At 60.4% G+C, this 24373-nt stretch carries 21 protein-coding genes; 6 read left to right on the top strand and 15 right to left on the bottom strand.

Going from position 1 to position 24373, the window contains the following annotated elements:
- Positions 1 to 19: 19 nt before the first annotated feature.
- The 4 genes from C495_RS15900 to C495_RS15885 are packed head-to-tail and all read right to left on the bottom strand — an operon-like array spanning position 20 to position 4539.
- Positions 20 to 1417 (bottom strand): nucleotide sugar dehydrogenase, encoded by a 1398-nt coding sequence (locus C495_RS15900; RefSeq protein WP_008164733.1) that lies wholly within the window; start codon positions 1415 to 1417, stop codon positions 20 to 22.
- Positions 1401 to 2300: an NAD-dependent epimerase/dehydratase family protein gene (locus C495_RS15895; protein ID WP_008164730.1), complete on the bottom strand. Its 900-nt coding sequence runs from the start codon at positions 2298 to 2300 to the stop codon at positions 1401 to 1403. Before C495_RS15895 ends, C495_RS15900 begins: the two co-directional genes overlap by 17 nt.
- The gene (locus C495_RS15890; protein ID WP_008164727.1) at positions 2288 to 3262 is read right to left on the bottom strand and encodes an NAD-dependent epimerase/dehydratase family protein; all 975 of its coding nucleotides are present in this window, start codon (positions 3260 to 3262) and stop codon (positions 2288 to 2290) included. The genes C495_RS15895 and C495_RS15890 overlap by 13 nt, the downstream gene beginning before the upstream one ends.
- Positions 3259 to 4539: a DegT/DnrJ/EryC1/StrS family aminotransferase gene (locus C495_RS15885; RefSeq protein WP_161605572.1), complete on the bottom strand. Its 1281-nt coding sequence runs from the start codon at positions 4537 to 4539 to the stop codon at positions 3259 to 3261. The genes C495_RS15890 and C495_RS15885 overlap by 4 nt, the downstream gene beginning before the upstream one ends.
- A 545-nt stretch (positions 4540 to 5084) precedes the next feature.
- Between C495_RS15885 and C495_RS15880 the strand changes: the two genes are divergently transcribed.
- On the top strand, positions 5085 to 6113 hold the full coding sequence (locus C495_RS15880) for a lipid II:glycine glycyltransferase FemX (protein WP_049890393.1): 1029 nt from the start codon (positions 5085 to 5087) through the stop codon (positions 6111 to 6113).
- Between the two features lie 12 nt (positions 6114 to 6125).
- Here C495_RS15880 and C495_RS15875 read toward each other — a convergent pair whose 3' ends face one another.
- From C495_RS15875 to C495_RS15855, 5 genes are all read right to left on the bottom strand, one after another.
- Positions 6126 to 7199: a glucosamine inositolphosphorylceramide transferase family protein gene (locus C495_RS15875; RefSeq protein WP_008164722.1), complete on the bottom strand. Its 1074-nt coding sequence runs from the start codon at positions 7197 to 7199 to the stop codon at positions 6126 to 6128.
- Positions 7200 to 7354: 155 nt separating this feature from the next.
- Positions 7355 to 9145 (bottom strand): DUF6541 family protein, encoded by a 1791-nt coding sequence (locus C495_RS15870; protein ID WP_008164721.1) that lies wholly within the window; start codon positions 9143 to 9145, stop codon positions 7355 to 7357.
- A gap of 127 nt (positions 9146 to 9272) precedes the next feature.
- Positions 9273 to 10763, bottom strand: coding sequence for a lipopolysaccharide biosynthesis protein (locus C495_RS15865; RefSeq protein WP_083902498.1), 1491 nt, complete (start codon positions 10761 to 10763; stop codon positions 9273 to 9275).
- Between the two features lie 53 nt (positions 10764 to 10816).
- Complete coding sequence (locus C495_RS15860) at positions 10817 to 11962, bottom strand: glycosyltransferase (RefSeq protein ID WP_008164717.1); 1146 nt, start codon at positions 11960 to 11962, stop codon at positions 10817 to 10819.
- A 94-nt stretch (positions 11963 to 12056) separates the two neighbouring features.
- Positions 12057 to 13109, bottom strand: a complete 1053-nt coding sequence (locus C495_RS15855) for a lipid II:glycine glycyltransferase FemX (protein ID WP_083902497.1) — start codon at positions 13107 to 13109, stop codon at positions 12057 to 12059.
- Positions 13110 to 13682: 573 nt separating this feature from the next.
- Between C495_RS15855 and wecB the strand changes: the two genes are divergently transcribed.
- From wecB to C495_RS15840, 4 genes are all read left to right on the top strand, one after another.
- Positions 13683 to 14795, top strand: coding sequence for a non-hydrolyzing UDP-N-acetylglucosamine 2-epimerase (gene wecB / locus C495_RS15850; protein ID WP_008164715.1), 1113 nt, complete (start codon positions 13683 to 13685; stop codon positions 14793 to 14795).
- Positions 14792 to 15712, top strand: a complete 921-nt coding sequence (locus C495_RS15845) for a nucleotide sugar dehydrogenase (RefSeq protein ID WP_241430618.1) — start codon at positions 14792 to 14794, stop codon at positions 15710 to 15712. The genes wecB and C495_RS15845 overlap by 4 nt, the downstream gene beginning before the upstream one ends.
- Before the next feature lie 34 nt (positions 15713 to 15746).
- Positions 15747 to 16181, top strand: a complete 435-nt coding sequence (locus C495_RS18635; RefSeq protein WP_241430617.1) for a UDP binding domain-containing protein — start codon at positions 15747 to 15749, stop codon at positions 16179 to 16181.
- A 10-nt stretch (positions 16182 to 16191) separates the two neighbouring features.
- Entirely contained in the window at positions 16192 to 17451 is a 1260-nt protein-coding gene (locus C495_RS15840; protein WP_008164714.1) for a glycosyltransferase family 4 protein, read from the top strand.
- Positions 17452 to 17478: 27 nt separating this feature from the next.
- Here the strand turns inward: C495_RS15840 and C495_RS15835 are convergent, their stop codons facing one another.
- From C495_RS15835 to C495_RS15820, 4 genes are read right to left on the bottom strand one after another with little or no spacing between them, the layout of a single operon-like run.
- Positions 17479 to 18411: an NAD-dependent epimerase/dehydratase family protein gene (locus C495_RS15835; RefSeq protein ID WP_008164712.1), complete on the bottom strand. Its 933-nt coding sequence runs from the start codon at positions 18409 to 18411 to the stop codon at positions 17479 to 17481.
- Positions 18408 to 19130 carry a glycosyltransferase family 2 protein gene (locus C495_RS15830; protein ID WP_008164711.1) on the bottom strand — a complete coding sequence of 241 codons (723 nt, stop codon included), beginning with the start codon at positions 19128 to 19130 and terminating at the stop codon, positions 18408 to 18410. The genes C495_RS15835 and C495_RS15830 overlap by 4 nt, the downstream gene beginning before the upstream one ends.
- Positions 19127 to 20083: an NAD-dependent epimerase/dehydratase family protein gene (locus C495_RS15825; RefSeq protein WP_008164709.1), complete on the bottom strand. Its 957-nt coding sequence runs from the start codon at positions 20081 to 20083 to the stop codon at positions 19127 to 19129. Before C495_RS15825 ends, C495_RS15830 begins: the two co-directional genes overlap by 4 nt.
- A complete protein-coding gene (locus tag C495_RS15820; RefSeq protein WP_008164706.1) occupies positions 20076 to 21503 on the bottom strand; it encodes a nucleotide sugar dehydrogenase in 1428 nt (475 codons plus the stop codon). Before C495_RS15820 ends, C495_RS15825 begins: the two co-directional genes overlap by 8 nt.
- Positions 21504 to 22011: 508 nt before the next feature.
- Here C495_RS15820 and C495_RS15815 point away from each other — a divergent pair.
- The gene (locus tag C495_RS15815; RefSeq protein WP_008164705.1) at positions 22012 to 22290 is read left to right on the top strand and encodes a hypothetical protein; all 279 of its coding nucleotides are present in this window, start codon (positions 22012 to 22014) and stop codon (positions 22288 to 22290) included.
- 41 nt (positions 22291 to 22331) lie between these two features.
- On the opposite strand, the gene C495_RS15810 is transcribed toward C495_RS15815, so the two are convergent.
- Positions 22332 to 23258 (bottom strand): NAD-dependent epimerase/dehydratase family protein, encoded by a 927-nt coding sequence (locus tag C495_RS15810; protein ID WP_008164703.1) that lies wholly within the window; start codon positions 23256 to 23258, stop codon positions 22332 to 22334.
- 188 nt (positions 23259 to 23446) lie between these two features.
- Positions 23447 to 24277 (bottom strand): hypothetical protein, encoded by an 831-nt coding sequence (locus C495_RS15805; RefSeq protein WP_152418917.1) that lies wholly within the window; start codon positions 24275 to 24277, stop codon positions 23447 to 23449.
- Positions 24278 to 24373 lie beyond the last annotated feature (96 nt).

The raw sequence follows: 24373 nt of genomic DNA, 5'->3' as shown, positions 1-24373 counted from the left end.
CAGTATCCGCCAGTGACGGTCAGAACCGACGAGACGTCACGTCACCGCCGATGGCGACGTAAGACAGTCCCATCTGTTCGACCGTCCGCTCGTCGAGGAGGTTCCAGCCGTCGAGAAGCACTGCGTCCGGTGGCGCTGCATCCGCGACGGACGCCAACTCGAGTTCTTTGAACGTCGGATTGTTGTTCGCGAGCACGATCACGTCGTAGGCATCACGTGTCGCGACGTCCGTGACGGTTGCGTCGTCGTCCGTTACCGGTCGGGCACCGAGGGATGCGATTTTTTCGGGCTCGACGTTCGGATCGTAGCCGTCGACTGGGCCGCGCTCGGCGAGGAAGTCGATCACCGGCGCAGCAGGCGTGTGTCGGATGTCGTTCGTCGCCGGCTCACCTTTGAACGCGATCCCGAATACGAGCGATCGCAACTCGCCCGGCTCCTTGCCCAGACCGGAGAGCGCCGCCTCGAGTTGGTCGGTCGCGATGTGTGGCATCGACTCGTTGAGCTGTCTCGCATCCCGAATGAGAGACGTTGCCGCTGACAGGCCGGGCTCGGTTTCGTCGGGGAGACTCTCGAGGACGAGATAGGGGTCTTTGGGGAGACAGCCACCACCGACGCCGAGCCCCGGCGATTTGATCTGATTTCGATCGTACCCCTTGTTTGCGGCTTCGATCAGTCGTGTCCCGTCTAACCCGTGTGATCGTGCGATTTCGCCGAACGCGTTCCCGAGTGCGATCGTCACGTCGCGATACGTATTGTCCATCAGTTTGACCAACTCCGCGGCACGCAGCGACTCGACGCGCAGTATCGTGTCGGTGACGTGTCTGAAGAGGCGCTCGGCTTCGATGACCGAGCCTCTGTCGTCAGCGCCGATCACCTGCGGGAGGTGGCGAAGCTCTCGCAGCGCTGCCCCCTGCAGCGTCCGCTCGGGTGCGTGAACGAGCGAGAGTGTCTTGCCCACCTCGAGACCGGTTTCAGTCTCGATCTGGTCGACGATTCGTTCGGACGTCCCGACCGGAATCGTCGACCGAAGGACGACCAAATCGCCCGACTCGAGAACCTCAGTGACCGAGTCGACCGCTGATTCAACGATCGACGTATTCGGCGTCTTGTTCTCATCGAGCGGCGAGCCGACGGCGATGATGTACGCCGAGGCGTGTCCCGCGTCGGGATGGTCGGTCGACCGTCCGAATCGGAGCGTGCCGAGTTCGCACTGGGTCGAGATCGTTTTCTCGAGTTCCGGCTCGTCGAAGTGTGGGACGCCCTGTGTCAATTTTTCATACCGTTCGTCGTCTTTTTCGAGACCGACGACGTCGAACCCGGACTGGGCGAGCACGGCGGACAACGTGAGTCCGACGTATCCCTGTCCGAGGACGCAGACGTTTCGTTTCTCGAGTGTCTCGTTATCTCGTTCGTTCATAGGTTATCGTTTGATTGAGTCCGTCCGAAAGCGTGGTCTCCGCGGTCCAGTTCAGTTCGTGTTCGATTCTCGATGGGTCCGCAATCGTGGGATCGGTCGGCTCGAGGTCGCCGTCATGAATGACACGAATCGACCGGTCGGTATGTGCTTCGGCGATCGACGCGACCGTCTGTGCGAGCTCGTGGATCGACGTTCCCGTTCCTCGTCCCACGTTGAGTGGCCCCGACACCTCTCGCTCGAGCAAGGCGACGATCGCATCGCACAGATCGTCGACGTAGAGGAAATCCCGGACCGGATTGCCGGGATAGGGCTCGATAACGCCATCCGAGAGTGCCTGTGAAATAAACGACGGGACGACCTGATGGGGCCGTCCGCCGGGGCCGTACACGTTGAACGGCCGGACGACGCTGACGGTCATGTCGTACTGCCGATCATATGCGCAACACTGGGCGTCGGCAGCCAGCTTACTCGCCGCGTACGGCGTGCCGGCGTCCGTCGCAGCTGACTCCGAGAGCCGACCGGTTTGACTCCCATCGTAGACGTGGTACGAAGAGAGCGCGACGACGCGGTCGACTGATGCCGAGCGAGCCGCCTCGAGGATTGCCGCCGTTCCAGTTGCGTTAACGTCGAAACAGCGCAGGGGCTCGTCGACGCTTCCGTGTGCATCCGTGTACGCTGCCGTATGGACAACGGCGTCGACGCGTGTCCAATCCAGCGTCGTCTCGAGGCCGTGTCGGCCCAACTGCAGTTCGACCGGCGTGGCGCGTTCGAGCTCGGTGTCGGCGGGCCGACGGACGCCGGCGAACACCGTTCGGTCGGCGGCGAGTCGATCGACCAACTGTGAGCCGACCAGTCCGGTCGCGCCAGTGATCAGAACTCCCATTGTTCCGGCTCGTTTCCGGTGAGGTCTCGATAATAGTACTCGAAGGTCCGGCGAAGCCCCGTCTCGAGCGACGTCGTTGGCTCGTACCCCAACAGGTCGCGCGCTTTCGAGAGATCCGGCTGGCGACGATCCGGCGACCCTGACAACTCTTTGGACTCGATGTGTGTCACCTCGGGTCGTCGTCCTGTCACGTCGAACAGCGCTGATGCGAGTTCGGTGATCGTAATCTCGTCTTGCGTGCCAACGTTGAAGATTTCATCTCGAGCGGCGTCGGCAAACCCGGCTCGTTCGATGGCGTCAATCCCATCGTCGATGTAACAGAAGCTCCGAGTCTGTGTGCCGTCGCCGTAGATGGTGAATTCGGACCCTGTCACCAGTCGCTCGATGAACTCCGGAATGACGTGGTCGTACCCCATCGCCTCGCCGTAGAAGTTGTGCGGTCGAACGATGGTGTAGGCGAACTCGTGTGCCGCTGCCGTCTGGATGACGTACTGTTCGCCGAGGATCTTCGTGCCGGCGTAGCTGTAACGGGGGTTCGTCGGGTCCATCAGTTGGAGCGGATGCGTTTCCGGCGTTGGGAACGTTTCCGGGAACCCGTACACTTCCGAGGACGACGCGAACACGAGTCGGTCGATATCCTGCCCGGCGGCGATCTGTGTCGCGTGTTTGACCCCCTCGAGGTTCACGTCGAGGACCGCCCGCGGACGGTCATAGAAGTGTTTCGTCCCGTTGATCGCGGCCAGATGGAACAGGACGTCGGGATCGTCGACGGCGTCGGCAAACGCATCGTGGTCACGAACGTCGCCCTCAACGAACCGGATCTCGTCGAGGATTCCCTCGAGTCGGTCCCGCCCGCCGCGACTGACGTTGTCGAAGACGGTGACGTCGTGGCCGGCATCGACGAGTCGGTCGGCGAGGTGGGAGCCGACGAACCCGGCCCCGCCTGTGATGTGGACCTTCATCGGCTCGCGTGTTCGGCGACGAACTCGTCGACGACATCGACGATGTGGTCGATATGCTCGTCCCCCATCCGATGGTGGTTGCCGAAAAAGAACCCGCGCTCGTGCAAGCCCGCGGCGACCGGCAACGGTCCGGCTCGCTCGCGGAGGTGCTCGAACGCCGGCTGTTCGGCGAGGTTGCCACCCATGATCGGCCGCGTCTCGATGTTGTTGGCTTCGAAATGGGCGGTCAGCTCCGCGCGGGAAAACGGCGCATCGGCCGCGACCACGAGCGGATACCCATACCAGGTGTGGCGACCGTTGGGTTGTTCGTGTTGGAACTCGAGGACATCGTCGTAAGCCGCCAGTTCCGTAGACAGGCGCTCGGCGTTGTCGCGACGGATTTCGATAAACGGCTCGAGTCGCTCGAGTTGGTGGATGCCGAACGCACCTTGAACGTCCGTCGGCCGAACGTTCATCCCGGAGTCGACGAACAGAAACCGCTCGTCGATGTCTGGATGATCGTCAGCGAGTTCCTCACGGTCGTCGAGTTCCCGAACCCAGCCATGGGCCCTGATCGGCTTTGCCGCCTCGATTCGCTCGTGATCGTTTGAGACGACCATGCCACCCTCCATCGTGCTGATATGGTGGGAAAAAAAGAAGCTGTAGGTCCCGTATTCGCCGAACGTTCCGACGCGCTGCCCGTCGAACGCCGCCCCGTGGGCTTCACAGCAGTCCTCGAGCAGGACGAGATTGTGGTCCGCACAGAGGTCGGTCAGCGCATCCATGCGGGCCGGATTTCCAAGTAGGTGGACGGCCATGATCGCGGCCGTATCGTCGGTGATCGCCTCCGAGACCGCATCGATATCGAGGGCGAACGTGTCCGGGTCGGAGTCGACGAGCACTGGCGTGGCACCGACGTCGATAATCGGGGCCACGCTGGTCGACCACGTGCAGGCCGGGACGATGACTTCGTCGCCAGGAGCGAGTTCGATTCCGTGCCGATCGCTTTGCAGTGCTCGCAAGGCGACGAGGTTCGCTGACGAGCCCGAGTTAACCATCATCGCCCCGGCTGCGTCGAGGTACTCGGCGAACCCGTCTTCGAACTGTGCGACTTTCTCGCCCATCGTTACCCAGGTCGAAAGCATCGACTCGAGCGCTTCCAGAACTTCTGGAGCGCCGTAACTCGGGGCGTTCAACGAGATCGTTTCCACCTCCGGGTCGAACGATCGGTCATCAGTGAGCGGGTCCCCTATACACGCCTCAATATCATCCGAGACGGTAGCCAAGACGTTGTCCACGCTGGCGGAATCATTTGCCTCAGTTGTATCGTTTGCCTCAGTTACATCACTCTGTCCCGACATTGTAGCAGTTGCAACAGGAGTCGCTATTTAGCTGTGGAGGATGTTCTTGACCCGTAACGAACGATTTGAGCGGACAACACCGACTCGGGAGAGTGGGCAATGAAGCCAGTTTCACCGCTATAGTAACAACTGAACCGATGTACACACGCATCGCATAGCGCACGGGTCACGTCGTTCCCCGCTTGCTCGTTCGCGGTTCTCGCTCACGTCGTTCGCTCCGACCCGCGCACGCTCCGACGGTCACGTCGACCCATGCTCTCGTCGTGCGATGCGGTGTACAGTGACTGTCAGTGGCTACTATAGACAGCGAACTGTACCGCGATATCGGCCTCTCGCACTCTCCACGTCACATACTCGTCAGTTCGTTAGAACGAGCGTGGGTCACGTTCAAGTCGGCTCGAACGGTGTCGTGGTGCAGCAACGACATCTTTCCCCTGTACCGGACCTACACCATTATGTCGGCGTTCACCTTCGCACATCTCATGAGTATTCGGATCGAGCGGGCAGCGGGCGATGAACTCGAGCGGTGGGATTCGTACGTCGACCGATCCGTTCACGCGTCGCCGTTTCATCGCCGCTCGGTGCTCGAACTGATCGCTCGCCATCACGAACTGACGTGGTATCCGCTGGTTGGGTACAAAGGCGAAGAACCGTTCGGACTGTTTCCGCTGTTCGAAACGAAAGAGGGACCGTTTACGACTGTCGCATCACCTCCATCGAACACCGGAGTAGCATATCTCGGTCCGATACGGGTCGCCGACAACGGGCGGAAACAGCGAAAGATCGAGAAAGAACAGCGACGCTTCATCGAGGGCGTCATCGACTGGATCGACACCGAAATCGAACCGGAACTCGTCCAGATTCGGTGCGTTGATGGCTTCACCGACGTTCGTCCGTTTCTCTGGAACGGGTTCGACGTGACACCGTCGTACACGTACGTCGTCGACCTCGAGCGAGCGCCCGACGCGTTGCTCGCGTCGTTTTCATCGGACGCAAGACGGAGTATTCGCCGCGCCGAAGAACGTGATGTCGACGTTGAGATCGGCGGACCGTCGGTTATCGAACCGCTCAACGACCTGATTCGATCGCGACTCGAGGAGAAAGGGGTGCAGTACGACCTTTCTGCGGAGATGCTCTCGTCGATCTACGACGAACTCGGGAGCGAGCGCGTCCGGCCGTACGTCTGTCGACACGATGGAGACGTCGTTGGTGGCACGTTCGTACTTATAGAAGGCGAGACACTGTACGGATGGGTCGGTGGGGTAACACCGACGACTGATCTCCCGATCAACGAAGCGGTCGACTGGCAGATCATGCAGGACGGGATCGAGGAAGGGCTCAGCCGCTACGATCTCCACGGGGCGATGGAGCAGGGTGTAACCGAGTATAAATCCAAGTTCGATCCTGCCGTGACTCCCTTGTTCGAGGTGACTCGAAAGTCCGCCGGTGTGAAGGCAGCAACCGGACTGATCGAGCAGATACCCGCTTCGATTCAGTCGATCGTCCGATAGCGCTCGGCCGACTCACGCATCGAAGATTCCGATCGACCAGTGGTGGGTCCCGAACGCGCGTTGAAGACCGATGTTGCCGTCGACCGCACATCGCCAGCTGCCGTCGACGTACACCGGATCGAGGTGGTGCATTTTGCCAGCGTTCCAGCCGAGTGAGGTATCGTTTGGCTCGAGGACGGGCGAGCGTGGGTGTTCGTGGTCGTCGTACTCGGCGGGAGTGAGCGTCACGACCTCGAACGCCCTGAGCTTCGAGCCGTACCGGGCAACACAATCCTGCAAAAAGAGCAACACCCGGTCATCACTGACGATCGGCCGTCCGCCCGGACGAGCCCCGCGTGGACGGTTCGAGACGACCGGGTTCTCACGATGTGGCGTCCAGTCGGTAGCGGTCAGCTCGTCGCTGTAGTAGGCATACAGCTCGCGGCCGTCGCCGCCGATCCCCCACCAGCGGTCGTCGAACCGAAACGCAACGAAATCGTTCAGACGGTGTGTCGGCGAGACGAGCGTCGCTATTTCGGCCCACGAGTCGGGAAACGATGTCGCGCGGTACAGTTTGATGTCCCGTGGCTCGCCGTTGACGTGGTCCCATCGATCCGGGATCATGTACTGCGTCCCGTCCCACTCGAAGACGTACGGGAAGGCGAGGTGTGTGTCCGTCCGGAGGACGACGTCGGTAAACGACCATGTCCTGCCGGCATCCGTACTCGTCGCGTGGCCGATTACGGCGGGAGGGTCGCGGTGTCTGTTCGATATTTCGAAGAACAGATGCCAGACACCCTCCTCGACGAACAGGAACGGGTCGGCAACGAAGTCCGCATCACCGTGTCCGGAAACGTCGTCGACGGTCAACACCGGATTCTCGACGTCGACGGCAGGGCGCGGTGACAGTGGGTTGCGCGTTGGGAACGAACTGGCGAACGGAGGAACGGTTTCTCCGCCCGTTCCGTCGATGATCGCATCGTGCCCGTTCCCTGTCGGGGTGCTCCGTCGGGTCGACTGGAGTCCACGAGTGATCGTCTCCCCGGCTTTCCACCGCAGGTCCTGAATCGGTGACTCGGGAGCCAGCAGCGACTGAATCGTTCTCATGTGGACGACTGCGAACGGCCTGCTGGTGTGCGGTTGGGAACGACGATGCCGGATAACCGAGACTGCCGCGTTGACTCATAGTGTGTCTTTTCCGACATGCGTGTGAACACGGGAGCGTACGTAATAAAACACAAGTGAGAACACGGCGCACACAGTCACTCGCTCGTTGGTCGGACGATGTAGGTATCGAACTCGCCATTCGTATACACGTGATCGACCGTCGGATCGGACTCGAGTCGCTGGAACTCCGCGGGCGTATGACGCCAATGGTCGGGATAGTTCGGATACAGGGCCGGATTTTCGACTCGAGCGAGTTCCGTGACGAGGAGGTACGTGTCTTCATCGTACTTCTCGTGTTCTCCGGCCGTCGCGTGCTCGTCGTAGCCGAAGTGGTCCGGCGGTGCCGTGTCCCGTTCCCGCAGTTCCCACGTCGATGCCGTTCCGTCCGAGAGGTAGTCGATGTGGCGGTGTTGTAAGACGCCGTGGTCCTGTGTCGGCATCGTCTCGTTCTCGTTGGTGACGGCCCAGTCCATCCCCTCGACCTCTCGTTCGGTCACCTGGAGGTTCGCGGTGTCAGCAACCGGTGACGGAAAGAGCAAGACCACTGAGATGGAGACGAGAACCAGGAGGAACGTATACATCGAGAGCCGGAGCGCGTGTCTCGAGCGTGTGCTGGCACGCGACCGGTACAGCAACAGGAATCCGACACCGATGATGGCACCACCCGCAAGCATGCCGTATCGGGTGAATCGAAGCGGGTCGAAAATGACGTCAACCAAAAACGCGACGGCACCGAGAGCGAAGGTGACGGTGAAAATCCCGGCAAACCACGCGACGTAGGTATCGATGGGTGTCCGTCGTCTGTAATGACTGTAGACGAGGATGCCGAGAAATGCGACCGTCGCTGCGCCGATAAGTGCTTCCATACCGTACGTGGTGAATCCGGCCCGGAGCAGATCGGTGACTGTCGGCGAGACCCGATCTGCAACGTCCGTCGCGTGTTCGAACTGGGAGGGACCGCGGCCGAGAACGATCGAACTCGCGCTGAGAACGATCGTGTCGAACCGTGAATACCACGCGAACAACAGGACGAGCACGAGGAGACTGACCGTCACCGACGGCACGGCTTTGCGTTCTGAGACGAACCGAAGCGACCGCGGCACCCTCGAGAGAACCTGTGCGATGGCGAACAGAGCGACGATGAGGAGCCCGGTCAGTGGGTGATAGAATACGAGCGCAGTCACCAAGACGACCATCACGATTTTCGACCAGACTGCGGCTCGTTCCTGCGCTTTCAGACAGTAGAGAAGAACGAGCGGAACCAACAGAAAACTCATATTGTACGGCGTAAAGTGCAGGTGCTCGAATCCGACAAACAGGAGTGAGACGAACGGGAGAACAACGATCCACTCACGCCGCGCCGGGAACAGATATCGAATCAGACAGTAGGTCCCAAGCAGAAACGCCAGCGAAAACAGCGGTGGAATCGTTTGCATGATCCTGATCGGTTCGATACCCGTGAGAAACGAGAGCGTCGCCGCAAGCAGGTGCAACATCGGATAGTAGTTGTCCGGCTGGAGTGCGTGATTGACCGTGATGTAATCGATAGAGCCGGCGAACGTGAGCGTATCCGCCCGCCCCATGACGTACTGGTAGCGCATCGTCGGCAAAAACAAGAGCAGCCCGCTGGCAGCGACGATCAGCGCGTACCCCCGCTTCCAGTAGCCAGCGGGCTCCGACCGGAGCACGTCCTCGAGAACGAGTAGCTGTCCGGCAACGATCGTCACGATAATCGAAATCCAGAATGCGACGGGGTAGGCAGTATAGATCGAGATCTCGTAGCCCGAAGCTGGCGGCGTCATCGCGACGACGACCGACGCATACGAGAGCAAGGCGATCCCAACGGCCAGCAGTAGTTTCAAAGAGAGATCGCGACGTGAGCTCATTCGGCCCGTGCTACCGGAGCATCCGTAATGACGGTTGGCATAGTAACGCTAGTTAGTGGCGTTCGAACGGGAGAAATCACGCCTTTCCAGTGTCTGATAGACAGGCGTCCGTTGCTCCCCGTACCGATCACGAAAACAGCTTCACGACGCGATCGGGAGTACGCTCATACAGATCGTCAATGTCGTCGTGGTCGAGCGCGCCGACTGCGATCGCGGTCCCAACGTAGACGACGAGCCCGATGGGCGGCACGACCAGCAAAGAGAGGAGACTCGAGGCGATGGCAGCATCGAGCGGGTAGATGACGATTGTGGTGACAAGTGCTGCCGCGAGGATACGCCCAACCCGAAGATCAGACAGTGGCTCGAAGCCAATCCGGCGAGCACACCAGACGTGAAACACGAGCATCGAGCCGTATCCGATGCTCGTGGCGACCGCTGCACCGCGCATCCCGTACAGCGGGATGAGGATGATGTTGAGCAGGAGATTAAGGGCGACCGCACCGCTCGTTGCGTAGATGAGTGCCCGAAGCGCCCCTTTCCCCTGTCCGATCGCCAGAATCGGACGCGCAACTGAGTAGCCGACGACACCGACAAGGAGCAGTCGAAGCGGTGTGATCGATGCCTCGAAATCGGGACCGTAGTAGAGTGGGACGAACGAGTCAGCAAGCACCGCGATACCAACGCTCAACAGCATCGTGACGAGAAACACGTACCGTGTCACAGTGGCAGACATCGTCGTGATTCGTTCCTGTTGATCACTCGACCACAGCTCGGACGAGGTGTGGAGGAGTACAGTCTGGGCGGCGATAGGGACAACCCAGAGGAATTCAGCAACCACCAGCGCAGCTTGGTAGTAGCCGGCTTGGTCACTTCCTGCGATCGGTTGGAGCAGGAGGATATCCGTGTACAGAAGCGAATTTAACAGAAACATCAAGACGATCGTCTGGTTGTTGAAACCGAGGAGCGTTCGCCGCGGAAAATCAGACGGCGCTCGGTGGAAAACCGACGAGAGCGAAAGTGATCGGGAGAGCAGCACAAACGCGGCAACCGCGGTGAGAAACGCTGCAGCGATGTGTCCAATCAATACTCCGGCGACGCCGACGCCGGCAGCGGCGAGCCCGATCGCGATCGGCCAGAAAACGAACTTCTCTGCGATCAGCAACGGTTCCGAGAGATGCTCGTTGCCGAGCCCCATCAAGACGCTCCGTCCCACGGCCCGTAGCTGTCTCGCGATGAGCAACAGTCCAACGAGATAAAAAAACGTCGTGAACTGCGTTCCAAGTATGGACGACACGACACCCGAATACGCCGCGAGCGCGACGACGATCGAACTCGGGACGACGAATAGGATCGCAATACGAAAGTAGAACCCGAACACGTAGTTCTGCCAGTGTTCATCCGCTCGATCCTCGGCGATGTACTTTCGTACGCCGTCGAAAACACCGCCGTTGACGAACACCCATGCAACGCCGAGAAATGAGAGCATAAACGCGTACTCGCCGTACTGGGCGCTTCCAAGAGTCCGAACCAACACCGGCGTCAGCGGAAACGCAAGAAGCATTACGACGACGTTTGCTCCCGCGATAGAGAGAACACCACGGATGAGATTCCGGGACATCTATTCGACGGTCGCTACGAAACGATCTAGACCCGTGGCTGGCTTATCCACGTCTACGCCGTTTTAGCCGCCTGTCTGTGTCTTTGTTCGGGAAACAGCACATGCTCGTACTCGTCGGCAATGGTCGTCACCGAAAACTCACGGGAGCGCTCACGAAGCAGCGACTTCGGTGGCGGCGCTTGCAGCGTCGAGACGATCGCTTTCGCCAGCGCTGACGGCTCGTCCACCGGAACGAGTTCACCGTACGTTCCGTTCTCGAGAACTTCGACCGGACCACTCGAGCATCTCGTCGAGACGACAGGACACTCACAGGCGAGTGCTTCGATTAACGCGAGTGGGACCGCCTCGGTTCGAGACGGGAGTGCAAACACCGACGCCTGTCTCATGTACGGGTACGGGTTCGGTATCGTCCCGGGCATCGATACCACGTCCTCGAGGCCGAGTCGATCGACGTGTCGCTCGAGCGTCGGTCGCATCTCCCCCTCGCCGAGTATTACCAGTCGAGCGTCTTCGGTTTCTCGAACCCGCTCGAGCGCGGTTATCAGCGACCTGAAGTTCTTCTGTGGGTCTAGTCGCCCGACACCGAGAACGACGGGCGGTGACCCGTCGCCGAACCACGGGTGGTCGATCGGCTCCCGTGACTGCTCGAGCAGCGACGGCGTGACCGTCGGCTGGTGGACGACGGAGATCGAATCGGTCGGAATACCGAGTGACGCTGCAGCATCGCGTTTCACTTCTTCGGAGACGGCGATAACGGTATCTGCCAGTCGATAGCAGTGTCTCGTGAGTCGAGTCCACGTTCGATGGTGTCGATCGCGCTGGGCGAGTTGGTGTGAGGTCATCGTCTGGATGCAGACGACGGTCCGTGCATCGATGCCGGCGACACGGGTGGCAACCGCTGTAAGCGGGTTTGTGTGCGCCTGTGCCGCGAGCACGGCATCAGGCTGGACTGTTCGCAAGTGCCGTGTCAGCGACGGTGCATACGAGACCATCTCCGGACCCGGCACGCCAGCCCGCTCAAGCTCGACGATCCGGACGCTGTCGGGCACGGCAGCGAGCAGGTCTCCCGTCGCCCGCGTCAACACGAGTTCGACACCGTATCCGCGCGCGTCGAATTCGGTCGCGAGATTCACGAACGCTCGGCTGACGCCATCGATCTCGAGATCAGCGTTAACGATCGTTAAATTGGGTTTCGACATCTGCGATCACGGCGTGGGCGTTCTGACACAGCGGGACACAAAAGTCTACACCATGGTTCCACACGGTTTGTCGAGGTTGGAGACAGGCGCAACGTCAGTCAGCTGCTGTGTATCGCTGATAGAGTTCCCTCCCCGTACGAAACAGCGGCCACAACGCGCGTGAGTACCCCTTCTCCCACGAGACGATCGGCACGACCTCGCCGCCGAACTTCGATTTGAATTTGAACAGCCCGTGACTGTAATCTGCCCGCGTTGCGCCGAAATCGTACGTTTCATAGCCGTTTTCGATTCCCCAGTTGATTGCACGCTCGTGAAGCAACTCCGAGGCGTCGTACTCGAAGTCCGATTCGGTCACGCCAGAGAAAAAATAGTGCATGGCTGATTGCTCGTCATCGAGCAGATAGAGGAGCATTCCCCGGGTTTCGCCGTCGGCAGAGAGCGAGAACAGTTTGAGCCGGTCGCGCATCTCGAGCAGTGCCAGAAAGAACGACCGCGGGTACGCGGTCTCCTCGAGGCGGTCCATGACCGAGCGATACCGGGTGTAGAACTGTTCTATCGTTTCCCGCGTCAGTTCCTCGTCGATGACGTCCACCGTCTCGGTGTCCGCGTTCTGAATGGCTCGGCGACGGGAGCTTGCCATGTCGGCGAGGATCGTCTCCCAGCCTTTCCGGAGGTCGACTTCGAAGCGACAGCTTGCAACGGTCGGCTGGTAACCCACTGTGTCGAACGTCGACTGATAGCGAACCGCTTCGGGATCGACTGGCTGAAAGAGGTGAGTGATCACCTCTCGGCCACAGATCGCCTGGATTTGCTCAAATAACAGCGTGAGCGACGCCTCCTCGTCGGTGGTCACCAGTGGCCCACCGAACCCCGGCTCGATCGAGGTGAGGCGTCGAAACGGCGTGTTCCCGATCGGCGAGACCACGTTCGGAAAGATGCCGACGAGGTTGTCCTTTTTGTAGACGACAGCGTGTTTCGGTGTGTGTGTCGTTCCCGTCTCGATGGCCTCGAGCCACTCGTAGCGGTGGAAGACGCTGCCGTGGGGTGCTTGCTCGACGACGTGGTTCCACTGATTCCGATTGACGCTGTCGACTGTCTCGATACGCGCTGCACTGAGGTCTGATAGCTCCTGCATTCCGTGTCCCATTGTTCACTCGCGTGCCGTGGCGGTCGACAGGGACGGTATTAGATACTCGGCCTGAACAGGGGCCCTAATACGACACTTCGGTTCGATGAACTCGATTCGCCCCCGGTGAGCGGCGTGGTGCTCGAGACTGGTCGATTCGAGCGTGACAGCCCACAACCACCGTCCGTGGCGGCTCGTCGACGACGGCGGGTCGCCTCGAGTTCCACAAGTAAATCCACTGTTGGCTCCGTGCAACATCGGCTGAATCGGCGACGGACGGCTGTTGGCTGACGATGTTGTCCGAAACAGGAACGCTAGTGATGTGTCGGAAATCGCGGAGCTTCCGGACTGATTCACGATTCAATAGTTTCATGCAGCGACTGTCAAACACGCTGATTTGTTCTCGAGGCGGAACTGTACAGAACAACCAAAATGGGAATTTAAGCGGTCGGTGCGGAATATCACAGTACTCTACGGCGTCGATCCGACTGATCCTGGACCACTGCGGTTCACGTCGGCGGGGGCTCCGGATGGCGCCGATCCAATTGATTATGAGCAACACACGTTCCGATCCACGAGCGGGGGGTGAGACAGATGAGTAACGAGCGGGAGATCGCGATCGTCCTCGGGACACGACCCGAGATCATCAAACTGGCACCGATCATTCGCGAGTGTGAGGCACAGTCGATTCCGTACACAGTCATCCACACCGGTCAACACTACTCCGACTCGTTGACGAGCGTCTTTTTCGAGGAGCTATCGCTCCCGAAACCGGAGTACGAACTTTCGGTCGGCTCCGGCACGCACGGCCAACAGACGGGACAGATGATTATCGACATCGAGGCGGTGTTACTCGAGGAAGAGCCCGACGTCGTGCTCGTTCAGGGAGACACGAACTCCGTTCTCTCGGGTGCGATCGCGTGCTGTAAACTCTCGATCGAGCTGGGCCACGTCGAAGCCGGTTTGCGAAGCCGTGACCGGGAGATGCCCGAAGAGCGAAACCGCGTGCTTGCCGATCACGCCTCGGAGTACTTGTTTGCGCCCACGGCACAATCGAAGCGTTCGTTGCGTGAGGAAGGGATCGACGACGACCGGATACACGTCACCGGCAACACGGTTGTCGACGCAGTCAGACAGCACAAACGCGTCGCGATGGCAGAGACGTCGGTGTTCGACGACTACGATCTCACCCGTGGCGAGTACTGTCTGCTCACGGCTCATCGGGCCGAGACGGTCGACGACGAGGGTCGGTTCGCATCGCTTCTCGAGGGCGTCGGTCGCGTCGCCGAGCGACTCGACCAGGACGTGCTCTATCCGATCCATCCACGGGCTGCAAACGCAGTCGCGGAGTTCGGACTCGAGATACCAGACCGTGTCCGAACGGTCGATCCGCTCGACTACATCGACTTCCTTGCACTCGAGAGTGGGGCAACGCTGATTCTGACGGATTCGGGCGGTGTGCAAGAAGAAGCGTGTATTCTGGGTGTCCCCTGTGTAACCCTGCGTGAGAATACGGAGCGACCCGAGACGCTCGCCGTCGACGCCAACGTACTCGCTGGGACGGACCCACAGTCGATCTATGAGGGCGCTCGAGAGATGCTAGATCGGTCGCCAAACTGGGAAAACCCGTTCGGCGACGGCGACGCGGCAGCGCGGATCGTCGATGTCATCCGTCAGTCGGAGACGCCCGCGAGGGTAGCGGGATGAGTAGCATTTGCGTCCACGGGCTCGGCTACATCGGCCTTCCGACAGCTGCGATGTTCGCCAATTACGGCCACGATGTCGTCGGGTTCGACGTCAACGACCAGCTGGTTTCGGAACTCAAAAGCGGCGAAATCCGGATCGATGAGCCCGGTCTCAGAGCGTTCGTCAATCAGGCGCTTGACTCCAGCCAGTTGACGATCGACGACGAGATTCCGTCGTCGGAATACCATATCATCTGCGTCCCGACGCCGCTCGACGACGAGACCAAACGGGTGAACCTCTCGGCTGTCGAGGAGGCTGCGGCTGGCATCGCACCGACGCTCAGAACCGGCGATACCGTAATTCTCGAGTCGACGGTTCCACCCGGGACAACGGTCTCCACCGTCAAACCGATCCTCGAGCGCTCAGGGCTCGATGCTGGTGAAGACATCGCCCTCGTTCACTGCCCGGAGACGGTTATGCCGGGCAACATTATCACGGAACTCACGGAGAACGAACGAATCATCGGGGGCGTCAACGGCGTCTCGACGGCGGCGGCCGTTCGTCTCTACGAGACGTTCGTCGAAAGCGAAATCAGAACGATGGTCGACGCGACGACGGCCGAGTTCGTCAAACTGATTCAGAACACCTACCGGGATGCGAACATCGCGCTGGCAAACGAAATCGCCATGCTGGCAGCCGACTACGGCGTCGACTCTCGCGAGGCGATTCAACTGGCGAACACACATCCACGAGTCGACATCCACCAGCCAGGACCGGGCGTCGGGGGACACTGCCTGCCGATCGATCCGTGGTTTCTCGGTCACGACTCGGACGAGATTGACCTGATTGCGCACGCGAGGGAGGTCAACGACGGCATGGCGGGGNCACTGCCTGCCGATCGATCCGTGGTTTCTCGGTCACGACTCGGACGAGATTGACCTGATTGCGCACGCGAGGGAGGTCAACGACGGCATGGCGGGGTACATTGTGGATCTCCTCGAGGAAGCGTTGGGATCGATCACCGAACGAAAAATCGCGATTCTGGGTGTCGCATACAAAGGCGGTGTCAGCGATATACGGATGAGCCCGGGGCTGCACCTCGCCGAGGAACTGCAGGATCGAGCGCTACACGAGCCAGCAGTCGAAGCGCGGACGGACGGTGACAGCCCGATTCAGGTGTCGTTGCACGATCCGCAGGTAACGGATCAGACGCTCGCGCTCGAGACGCTCGAGGACGCGGTGCTCGACGCCGATGCGATCGTCGTGACGACCGACCACTCGGAGTACGAGTCGCTCGACCCGGCGAGTATCGCACAGAAGATGGCCGGAAACGTCGTCGTCGACACCAGAGCAGTGCTCGACGAAGCCGAGTGGGCAGCGGCCGACCTCGACCCAATCAGGGTGTGACCAAAGAGCAATGAAACGAGTCGCAGTCGTCTCACAGAACTTCCCACCGGACAGCTTAGGAAACGCGTCACGGATACACGACAACACGAAACACCTCGCGGACGACGACTGGGAGGTGACGGTCCTCGCTCCGCCGCCGACGTTTCCGTTCGGGTCGTTCGACCGGACGTGGCGGCGCTCGTGGACCGACGAGCGAGACGGGATGACCGTCCATCGACTCTGGACATGGCAGCCAACAACGGAAGATCCGGGACTCATTAGTCGGCTGTTGTACTACGTCATTTTTCCGTTGCATGCCCTGCTGTGGCTGACGCTCAACTACCGATCGTTCGACGTGATCTGGCTCACCTCGCCGCCAGTGTTCGTCGGTCTCGCCGGACTCCCGTTTGCCCTGCTCGATCGAAAACCGCTCGTGGTCGACGTCCGTGATCTGTGGATCGATAGCGCCGTCGAACTCGACTTCATCGAGGCCGGCGGCTACTTCGAACAGCTCAGCAGAATATACGAGCGCTATCTCCTCGAGGCAGCTGACCGAATCACCGTCACGACGGCCGTACTCGGCTCGCGGCTGGTCGCCCAGTACGGAATCGACGACACGAAAGTCCACCACATCCCGAACGGCGTCGACGCCCATCGGTACACGCCGACTGATGCCGAAACGCCAGACCCAAAGACCATCGTCTACACCGGAAACGTCGGTCACGCACAGGACCTCGAGTCGTGTATTCGGGCGATGGCCCGACTCGACCGGGATGACGTCGTTCTCCGGATCGTCGGCGACGGCGACAGAATGCCGGCGCTCGAGCGACTCGTCGAAACGGAGGGGGTACAGGACGTTGTCGAGTTCGTCGGATTAGTTCCCCGGGAGTCCGTCCCTGGCTTCATCGAAGACGCCGAGATCGGTCTCGCACCGATCAAAGCCGACGAAGCGTTGGCGTACGCCGTCCCGACGAAATCGTTCGAGTATATGGCAACTGGGGTTCCCGTCATCGCGACGGGTATCGGTGAAATCGAGTCGCTGATCGAGGCATCCAACGCCGGCATGGTCGTCGACACCGACCCGGACGTGATCGCGGCGGCGATGGAGCGCCTCCTCGATGATCCAACCGAACGGGGTCGACTCGGCACGAACGGCCGGCAACACATCGTCGAGCACTACGATCGCGCCGTCATCGCTCGCAAACTCGGGACGGTCCTCGAGACCGCTACCGAGGGGGAGTTCGACATGCCGTCGCAGTCCTCCCGAACGGTTCCTGCCGACGCCGAGTAGCGGCGCTCGAGTCTCGTATTTCCGTGACTACTCGAGGAGGGTTCGTAACCCATCCTCGAGACCGATCTCGGGGGCGTAATCGAGCAGGCGAGACGCTTTGGAGAGATCCGCTCGGCTGTGTCTGATGTCGCCCGGGCGGCTATCGACGTACTCGATCTCGGAGTCGGCGTCGGTCAGTTCGCGGATTGTCTCGGCGAGTTCGGTGATCGTCACACTGGTTCCCGTGCCGACGTTGAACGCTTCGCCAGTTGCCTCGGTCGTCGCCGCCGCGATGTTGGCCCGGATCACATCGTCGACGTGGACGAAATCGCGCGTCTGTTGTCCATCGCCGTCGACCGTGATCGGCTCGTCGGCAGTGGCCTGTTCGAGGAAAATCGAGATGACGCCGCTGTAGTCGCCGCCGGTCTGACCCGGCCCGTAAACGTTGAAGTACCGAAGCGAGACGGTCGGGAGGTCGTACAGGTCGTTGTACAGTTGCGTATACCGGTCGGCAGTCAGTTTCTCGAGGCCGTACGGTGAGGACGGGTTCAGATCGGCGTCTTCGGCGACCGGTACCGTCTCCGGTGTGCCGTAGACGGCGGTGCTCGAAGCCGTAACGACCCGAGCGGCGTCCGATCGCGCGGCCTCGAGCACAGTGAGCGTTCCCTCGACGTTTCTCGAGTGGCTCTCGAGTGGTGCGTCGATCGAGCGGCTGACGCTCGGATTCGCGGCTTCGTGAAAGACGAGGTCCGCGCCATCGAGCGCCTTCCCGACCGTCGTCGACGTTCGAACGTCACCTTCGATGAGCGTTGCCTCGTCCGGAACGTTTCGAGCCGTCCCCGTCGACAGATCGTCTAGGATACGGACGTCGTTGTCCGGAGCGAGGGTCGCAGCGAGTCGGCTCCCGATGAATCCGGCCCCGCCCGTAATGGTGATCGTTTGTCCCGTCAGGGAGTGCGCTGGTGTGTCTCTGCCGATCATCGTCGGACGAGCTGTTTCAGTGCGGCGGTCGCTCCGGGTCGGTTCCACCAAGTCACGCTAGGGTACAGAAATTTGAGTCCGTCGTAGTACCCCAGATGAGACTCCTCGTCCGCGTAAATACACGAGACGGGAACTTCATCGAATCCAGCGCCAAGGGCGTCGAACGCCAGAATCTCTTCGACACCGATCCTGAAGTCGTCCGAGAACGATTGGTACGGCGTTTGCGCGAGCACGGCCGCGTCCATCGCTCGGTACCCACATGGGGGGTCGGTGACGCGGTGGCCAAGTCGAACGCTCGTCGCGAGGGCGACGACCCGATTGCCAAACCGTCGGTCGAACGGCATCGTCTCCCGAAACGACGGGTCCGCGAACCGATTGCCGAGTACGTACTGACAGTCGGGTACCTGCAAGGCGCGACGAAACCGGCGAAGTTCCGCCGGATCGTGTTGGCCGTCGGCGTCGAGGCGGAATATCAGGTCGACGTCGAGCTCGAGTGCGCGTTCGTATCCCCGTTTTATCGCGCCGCCATAGTCACGGTTTCGCTCGTTCGAGAGCAGTGTCGCGTCGGTGGCTTCGACGCGAGCGGCGGTATGATCAGTCGAGCAGTCATCGACGACAATCGTGTGATCGACGAGTCCAGTCGCTTCGACCCGCTCGAGGACGTCCTGGATGTGGGCTTGCTCGTTGTACGCGGGGATGACGGCTGCAGTCTCCGTCATTGGGACGGCCTCGAGGACTCCTGTGTTTGCCGGTCGAAGTAGTCGATCGTTCGCTCGATCCCGTCTCGAATCGACATCTCCGGTTCGTAGCCTAACTTCGACTCGGCCTTCGAAACGTCGGCACAACGTTGCTCGATGACGTACGGGCGAGGATGCTCGACATGGACGACTTCCGTCCCGTCGACCGCGTCGGCAACCGCCATCGCGAGCGAGCGAATCTTGGTCTCGCGTCCGGTCCCGATATTGAACGTCTCGTTTCGCCCGTCGGGACCAAGCGCAGCGATGGTACACGCGACGGCGTCGTCGATAAACGTGAAGTCCCGCGTCTGATGGCCGTGGCCGTGGACTTCGACCCGCTCGCCGGAGAGCGCCCGATCGATGAAAATCGGAACGACGTAGCCGTACGGCGAACTGTCCTGTCTTGGCCCGTACGCGTTGAAGTATCGAACGATGGTGTAGTCGAGGTCGTGGCTCGAGGCGTACGCGCGGACGAATCGTTCGCTGGTCAGTTTGGCGACGGCGTAGTTCGTCTCCGGGGCGAGCAGGTCATCCTCGTGATATGGAACGTCCGGGGCGTCGCCGTACACTTCGGATGTCGAGGCAAACAGCACTCGATCGACGTCCGCGTTGGCTGCTGCCTCGAGGACATGCCGAGTACCGTCGATGTTTACCTGCAAGACTCCCAGAGGGTTCTGCAGGGTTCGCTGGACGCCCATCATGGCCGCCATGTGGATAACGATGTCCTGTCCGTCGACCGCATCCCGAACCGTAGCGGCGTCACGAACGTCGGCATCGATGAGACGGTCGGATGGCAGGAAAGAGAGGTGCCGTTCGCTGCCGACCGAGAAGTTATCGAGCACAGTGACATCGTGTTCCGTGGCGAGCTGTTGGGCAACGTGGCTGCCGATGAAGCCGGCCCCACCAGTGATCAGTATCCGCTTGTCGTCAGTCATGATTTTCCCTCCGGTCGGTGACGGTTCCATCAGCTGGCGTCTCGCCCATGGGTTCGCCGAGCCGTTGTCGTCCGGCCCAGCCAGTCTCGAGTTCGAGCGGTCGGTGCAGGTCGCTGTCGGCGACGGCTGCCGGATCGAACAGCCGTTGTGGGTCGATCAGAATCGGATTGGGTGCCATCGCCACGGCTAACGCGTCCGGGTCGAACTCCCGGAACGAATCGTGTGGCGTTCCAACGACGAGAACGTCCGCGTTACGCACCGCCGTTATCGGTGTCGATCCGTTCGTGATACCACTGTCCTCGATCTCCTCATCAGCGGGGTACTGACTATCGTACACCTCAACGGTGATGTTCTGAGCCTGTAAGCGCGATACGAGTTCGACAGCGGCACTGTTCCGAAGATCGCTGACGTTCGGCTTGTACGTCACGCCGAGCACTGCAACAATCGCGGAAGTGGGGCGTTTGCCGACAGCGGTGAGCAACTGACGGATCATCTCGAGATATCGTGCCGGCATCGAATCGTTGATATCACGCGCAACCGGGACCAGTCCCAGCGTTTCGCCCTGATCTTCGACAGCCGACAAGAAGTAGTGCGGGTCGACTGGGAGACAGTGTCCACCCACGCCGAGCCCCGGGTCGTACCGATCGAAGTTCCACTTCGTCGCTGCCGCATCGAGGACCTCCGAGACGTCGATACCGATCGTGTTCATCGCAGTGGCGAGTTCGTTGACCAGTGCGATGTTGACGTCACGTTGGATGTTTTCGACGAGTTTTGTCGTCTCAGCGACCTCGAGCGACGAAACCGGCTTCGTGTCGTCGGCAACATCCTCGTACAACGCGGCGGTGACGTCGCGCCACAGGTCGGTGATCGATCCGATGATCCGCGTCGCTCGCTCGGATCGGTCATTTCCGGGACTGTACCGCTCTGGAACGTGCGATACCCCGAAGTCGGTGCCCGCCTCGAGTCCCGAGCGCTCGAGTTCGGGGATCACGTCGTGTTCCGTACATCCCGGGTAGATGGTACTCTGAACCACGACCAGATCGTCTTTCTCGAGGACGGTCGAGACGTCACGGGAGGCCGCTCGAACGTACGAAAGATCGGGTGTGTCGTCGTCCGAAAGCGGTGTGGGAACACTGATAATGTATGCGTCGGCATCGGAAGCGTCCGAGATCGTCGTCGTTACTTCACAGGTCCCGTCGTCGATGTGTGCGTCCAACGCCGTCGTTTCGAACGGCGCGTCTCCGTGTCGGATGGACTCGATCAGTTCGGCATCAGTGTCGACGCCGATCACGGGATACGACGATCGGCTGAACGCCACGGCAGAGTTGTAACCGACGAATCCGAGCCCGACACAGGCGATCTGCATCGACGTTTTGAAGCGCGTGGTTCGGTCGGTATCGATAGAATTCGTGCGTTTCATCGGGACTGCCCCCATCGTCCCAGAGCGATTGTGGCCACGCTCGAGCGCCCTCCAGGCGTGTGTCTTGCAGCAGCTTGCCCGAACGCGACAGTCGCATTCGGTACGGAGCGCGCGAGAGCCTCGGCCGGACACACGCCGGCGGCTGGTTCGGAACACCTGTACTGATCACTCGAACAGGTAGTCTGGTTGAGTGTTGCTGGTGTGTATTGTCCCGCCATCTCAACCGGTATACCGGCGTCTCGGTCAAAAGGGGCTAATACTGTTACAGCCACTCTCTAAGAGTTATGATATGATATGTTAGTGAGGATTACGGCGAGACGAGTCGACCACACTGTTTTACCCAGTAAACGGTGGTTTCTACCAGGGTGATCGCCAACACGTACCGCCACAAAACCGAAGTGCTGTGTCGGAAACCAGCCACTGCCCGTTCACCCAACGACGATGCGTTCGGACCGACGCTGTGGCGGTGCTACGGTTTTACAATCCTCCTCGGAATGAGGGGTGATCGATGGCCACTGAACGTCGACTGCGACTCGTCTATGGGCAGGTCCTCTGGATGCTTGCGATAACCTTTGTGCTCTCGGCACTCGAGGCCCTCTCCATCGAAATGTTCGTGACAGCGTCGCTCGTCGGGTTCCTGCTCTGTATGGAGCTGACAGCCCCTGCACACGCACGTCCAACATGGCGACGGCGACTCTGGTGGGCGGTCCTGTTTGGACTGCTCGGCTTTGCAGTCATCATCGCATGGCGGATTCTACTCACGGCACCCGTCGACGTCACGACATAACGACTGATTGCTCACACCACTCGTGTTAACGAGCGTCGGTGTTAGAAGTCATCGGTGTACTGTGCACACACTCGTTCGATACCGTCGCGAAGGTCGATTTCGGGTACCCACCCGGTTTCAGCCTCCATTTTCGAGGGATCAGCGACAGTGTCATGCACGTAGACGTCATCCGGGATCGGATTCTCGACATACGTGGGTTCGACGTCGGTGCCGAGTTCGTCGTTGAGCAGGTCGACGACCGTGTTGAACTCGTACTGCTCTCCTGTCCCAAGGTTGTAGACGCCGTCGATACGAGCGTCTGCTGCGAGCTTGAGGCCACGAATGATGTCGTCGACGTGCGTAAAGTCTCGAGACTGGGTCCCATCACCGTACAGTTTCGGCGACCGCCCATGGGCGATATCGTTGGCGAACTGTGCGACGATATTCGCGTACTCCCCTTTGTGGTCTTCTGCGCCACCATATCCCTGATACACCGAGAAAAACCGCATTCCTGCGACCTGCATCCCGTAATGTGTCGAGAAGTATTCTCCGTAGCGTTCTCGGGCAAGTTTCGACGCTTCGTACCCTGTGTTGGCCGTCGGTGACAGCTCTTCAGGCGACGGTTCCGTTCGACTCCCGTAGATCGATGACGTCGAGGCGTAGATGACCGTCTCACAACCATCCGCACGGGCCTGTTCGACGACGTTGGTAAACCCCTCGACGTTGACCCGGACACCGCGACAGACTGCCTCTTCGTGCATCGCATACGACGACAGCGCTGCGAGGTGAAACACGACGTCCACGTCCGTCGGGAGATCCGACTCGAGAACGCTCGCCTCAACGAACTCCACGGCAGGCGACAGGTGCTCAGGCGTTCCCAAATAGCAGTCGTCGAGGGCGATGACATCGTTGTCAGTGGCGAGTTCGTTTGCGATGTTCGATCCGATAAAACCGGCCCCACCTGTCACGAGGACGCGCTGGTCGTGCATACTCGCCTCCACACCCCTGTGTCCGAAAAACGGCTATTTCTGTTGAATCAGGGAAACAGGCTCCTACCCACCGTCTATGGGATGTTTCCCCACGAAACAGTCGCCGGTGACGGACGCCGTGGTCATACGACTGCTCGTCTCACTGTGGCGCTCGTTGCAGACGAACTGCTGTCGTCATCGCCGGAACGCTACGGCGTGTCGTCCGCGCGCTCCCACCGATAGACAGCAAGCCAGTCCGCAGTATCTGCGTGTGGGCTGACCTCGAGTGAGACTGGGCGCTCGAGTCCGGCAGCGAGACCGACAGCGAGAAACGAGGTGATCGGGTGATCGAATCGGTCAACATCACCGAGTGCACTGCCCGAGATTGCGACGGCGATGCGACCACGTCCATCGCGAACTGTCGTGGTCGGCTCAACATGCCGTGCGAGTTCGAACTGTTCGACGACGGCGTCCGCGAGTCGTGTCGCGAGGGTCGACGGCGCGTCCGAGAGTGCGTTGGGAACGGTTCGTTCGAATTCCTGAACGAGGTCGGCCCCAGTCGGAGTGAGCGTGATGCCGTGCTCGAGACCGGTCGAAACAGGTGAATCGTCGTCTCGGTCGGGATTCTCATACTCGGAGCCCGCAGGAATAAAAAGGGACGCACCGCCGTCATCGTCCGGGACGTAGAGAGGAACACCACTGAAGTCCTGCTCGGCAGCGAGCGTGCTCTTGGTGTCCGCAACGGCAGTATAGATCGCCTCACAGACTGTCGCTGAGAGAAATCGGTCGCGAGAGAGGGAGTACGTCAGTACGCCACCGAACAGTCCGGTTGCGGCGATGGCAAACAGGAGTGCCCGTGTCTCGGGAAAAACAAGCCCACCCAGTCCCGAGAGCGTGCCGAGAAACAGTAAGCTCCGTCCTGACTGGCGGTACCAGGTTCGGTGTGTGTGCGTCGCACGAAGTCGCTCGTTCGCGTCGCGAAGCTGCCTGTTTTCTTCAGCCAGCCGTTCGGCGCGAGCCGCGAGTTCGGTGCGATCCATATCGTCGATTCCGACCGCTGTGTCATCCGTCTCCTGGAAACGACCGTCTCCACTGAGATTGTTCGTATTCATCGGTGGGAGGGGAACAACTGTAGC

Origin of the sequence: Natronorubrum sulfidifaciens JCM 14089 (genome assembly GCF_000337735.1) — an archaeon.
In the GTDB taxonomy this organism is placed as follows: Archaea; Halobacteriota; Halobacteria; order Halobacteriales; family Natrialbaceae; genus Natronorubrum; species Natronorubrum sulfidifaciens.
This window is presented reverse-complemented; position numbering and strand designations above follow the sequence as displayed.

Excerpts from the sequence above, each read along its gene's own strand:
- C495_RS15820 (WP_008164706.1), bottom strand. The coding sequence starts at position 21,503 with ATGAAACGCACGAATTCTATCGATACCGACCGAACCACGCGCTTCAAA.
- C495_RS15835 (WP_008164712.1), bottom strand. The coding sequence starts at position 18,411 with ATGATCGGCAGAGACACACCAGCGCACTCCCTGACGGGACAAACGATC.
- C495_RS15865 (WP_083902498.1), bottom strand. The coding sequence starts at position 10,763 with ATGTCCCGGAATCTCATCCGTGGTGTTCTCTCTATCGCGGGAGCAAAC.
- C495_RS15805 (WP_152418917.1), bottom strand. The coding sequence starts at position 24,277 with ATGGATCGCACCGAACTCGCGGCTCGCGCCGAACGGCTGGCTGAAGAA.
- C495_RS15880 (WP_049890393.1), top strand. The coding sequence starts at position 5,085 with ATGAGTATTCGGATCGAGCGGGCAGCGGGCGATGAACTCGAGCGGTGG.
- C495_RS15875 (WP_008164722.1), bottom strand. The coding sequence starts at position 7,199 with ATGAGAACGATTCAGTCGCTGCTGGCTCCCGAGTCACCGATTCAGGAC.
- C495_RS15855 (WP_083902497.1), bottom strand. The coding sequence starts at position 13,109 with ATGGGACACGGAATGCAGGAGCTATCAGACCTCAGTGCAGCGCGTATC.
- C495_RS15895 (WP_008164730.1), bottom strand. The coding sequence starts at position 2,300 with ATGGGAGTTCTGATCACTGGCGCGACCGGACTGGTCGGCTCACAGTTG.
- C495_RS15890 (WP_008164727.1), bottom strand. The coding sequence starts at position 3,262 with ATGAAGGTCCACATCACAGGCGGGGCCGGGTTCGTCGGCTCCCACCTC.
- C495_RS15815 (WP_008164705.1), top strand. The coding sequence starts at position 22,012 with ATGGCCACTGAACGTCGACTGCGACTCGTCTATGGGCAGGTCCTCTGG.
- C495_RS15825 (WP_008164709.1), bottom strand. The coding sequence starts at position 20,083 with ATGACTGACGACAAGCGGATACTGATCACTGGTGGGGCCGGCTTCATC.
- C495_RS15830 (WP_008164711.1), bottom strand. The coding sequence starts at position 19,130 with ATGACGGAGACTGCAGCCGTCATCCCCGCGTACAACGAGCAAGCCCAC.
- C495_RS15810 (WP_008164703.1), bottom strand. The coding sequence starts at position 23,258 with ATGCACGACCAGCGCGTCCTCGTGACAGGTGGGGCCGGTTTTATCGGA.
- wecB (WP_008164715.1), top strand. The coding sequence starts at position 13,683 with ATGAGTAACGAGCGGGAGATCGCGATCGTCCTCGGGACACGACCCGAG.
- C495_RS18635 (WP_241430617.1), top strand. The coding sequence starts at position 15,747 with ATGGCGGGGTACATTGTGGATCTCCTCGAGGAAGCGTTGGGATCGATC.
- C495_RS15900 (WP_008164733.1), bottom strand. The coding sequence starts at position 1,417 with ATGAACGAACGAGATAACGAGACACTCGAGAAACGAAACGTCTGCGTC.
- C495_RS15870 (WP_008164721.1), bottom strand. The coding sequence starts at position 9,145 with ATGAGCTCACGTCGCGATCTCTCTTTGAAACTACTGCTGGCCGTTGGG.
- C495_RS15860 (WP_008164717.1), bottom strand. The coding sequence starts at position 11,962 with ATGTCGAAACCCAATTTAACGATCGTTAACGCTGATCTCGAGATCGAT.
- C495_RS15840 (WP_008164714.1), top strand. The coding sequence starts at position 16,192 with ATGAAACGAGTCGCAGTCGTCTCACAGAACTTCCCACCGGACAGCTTA.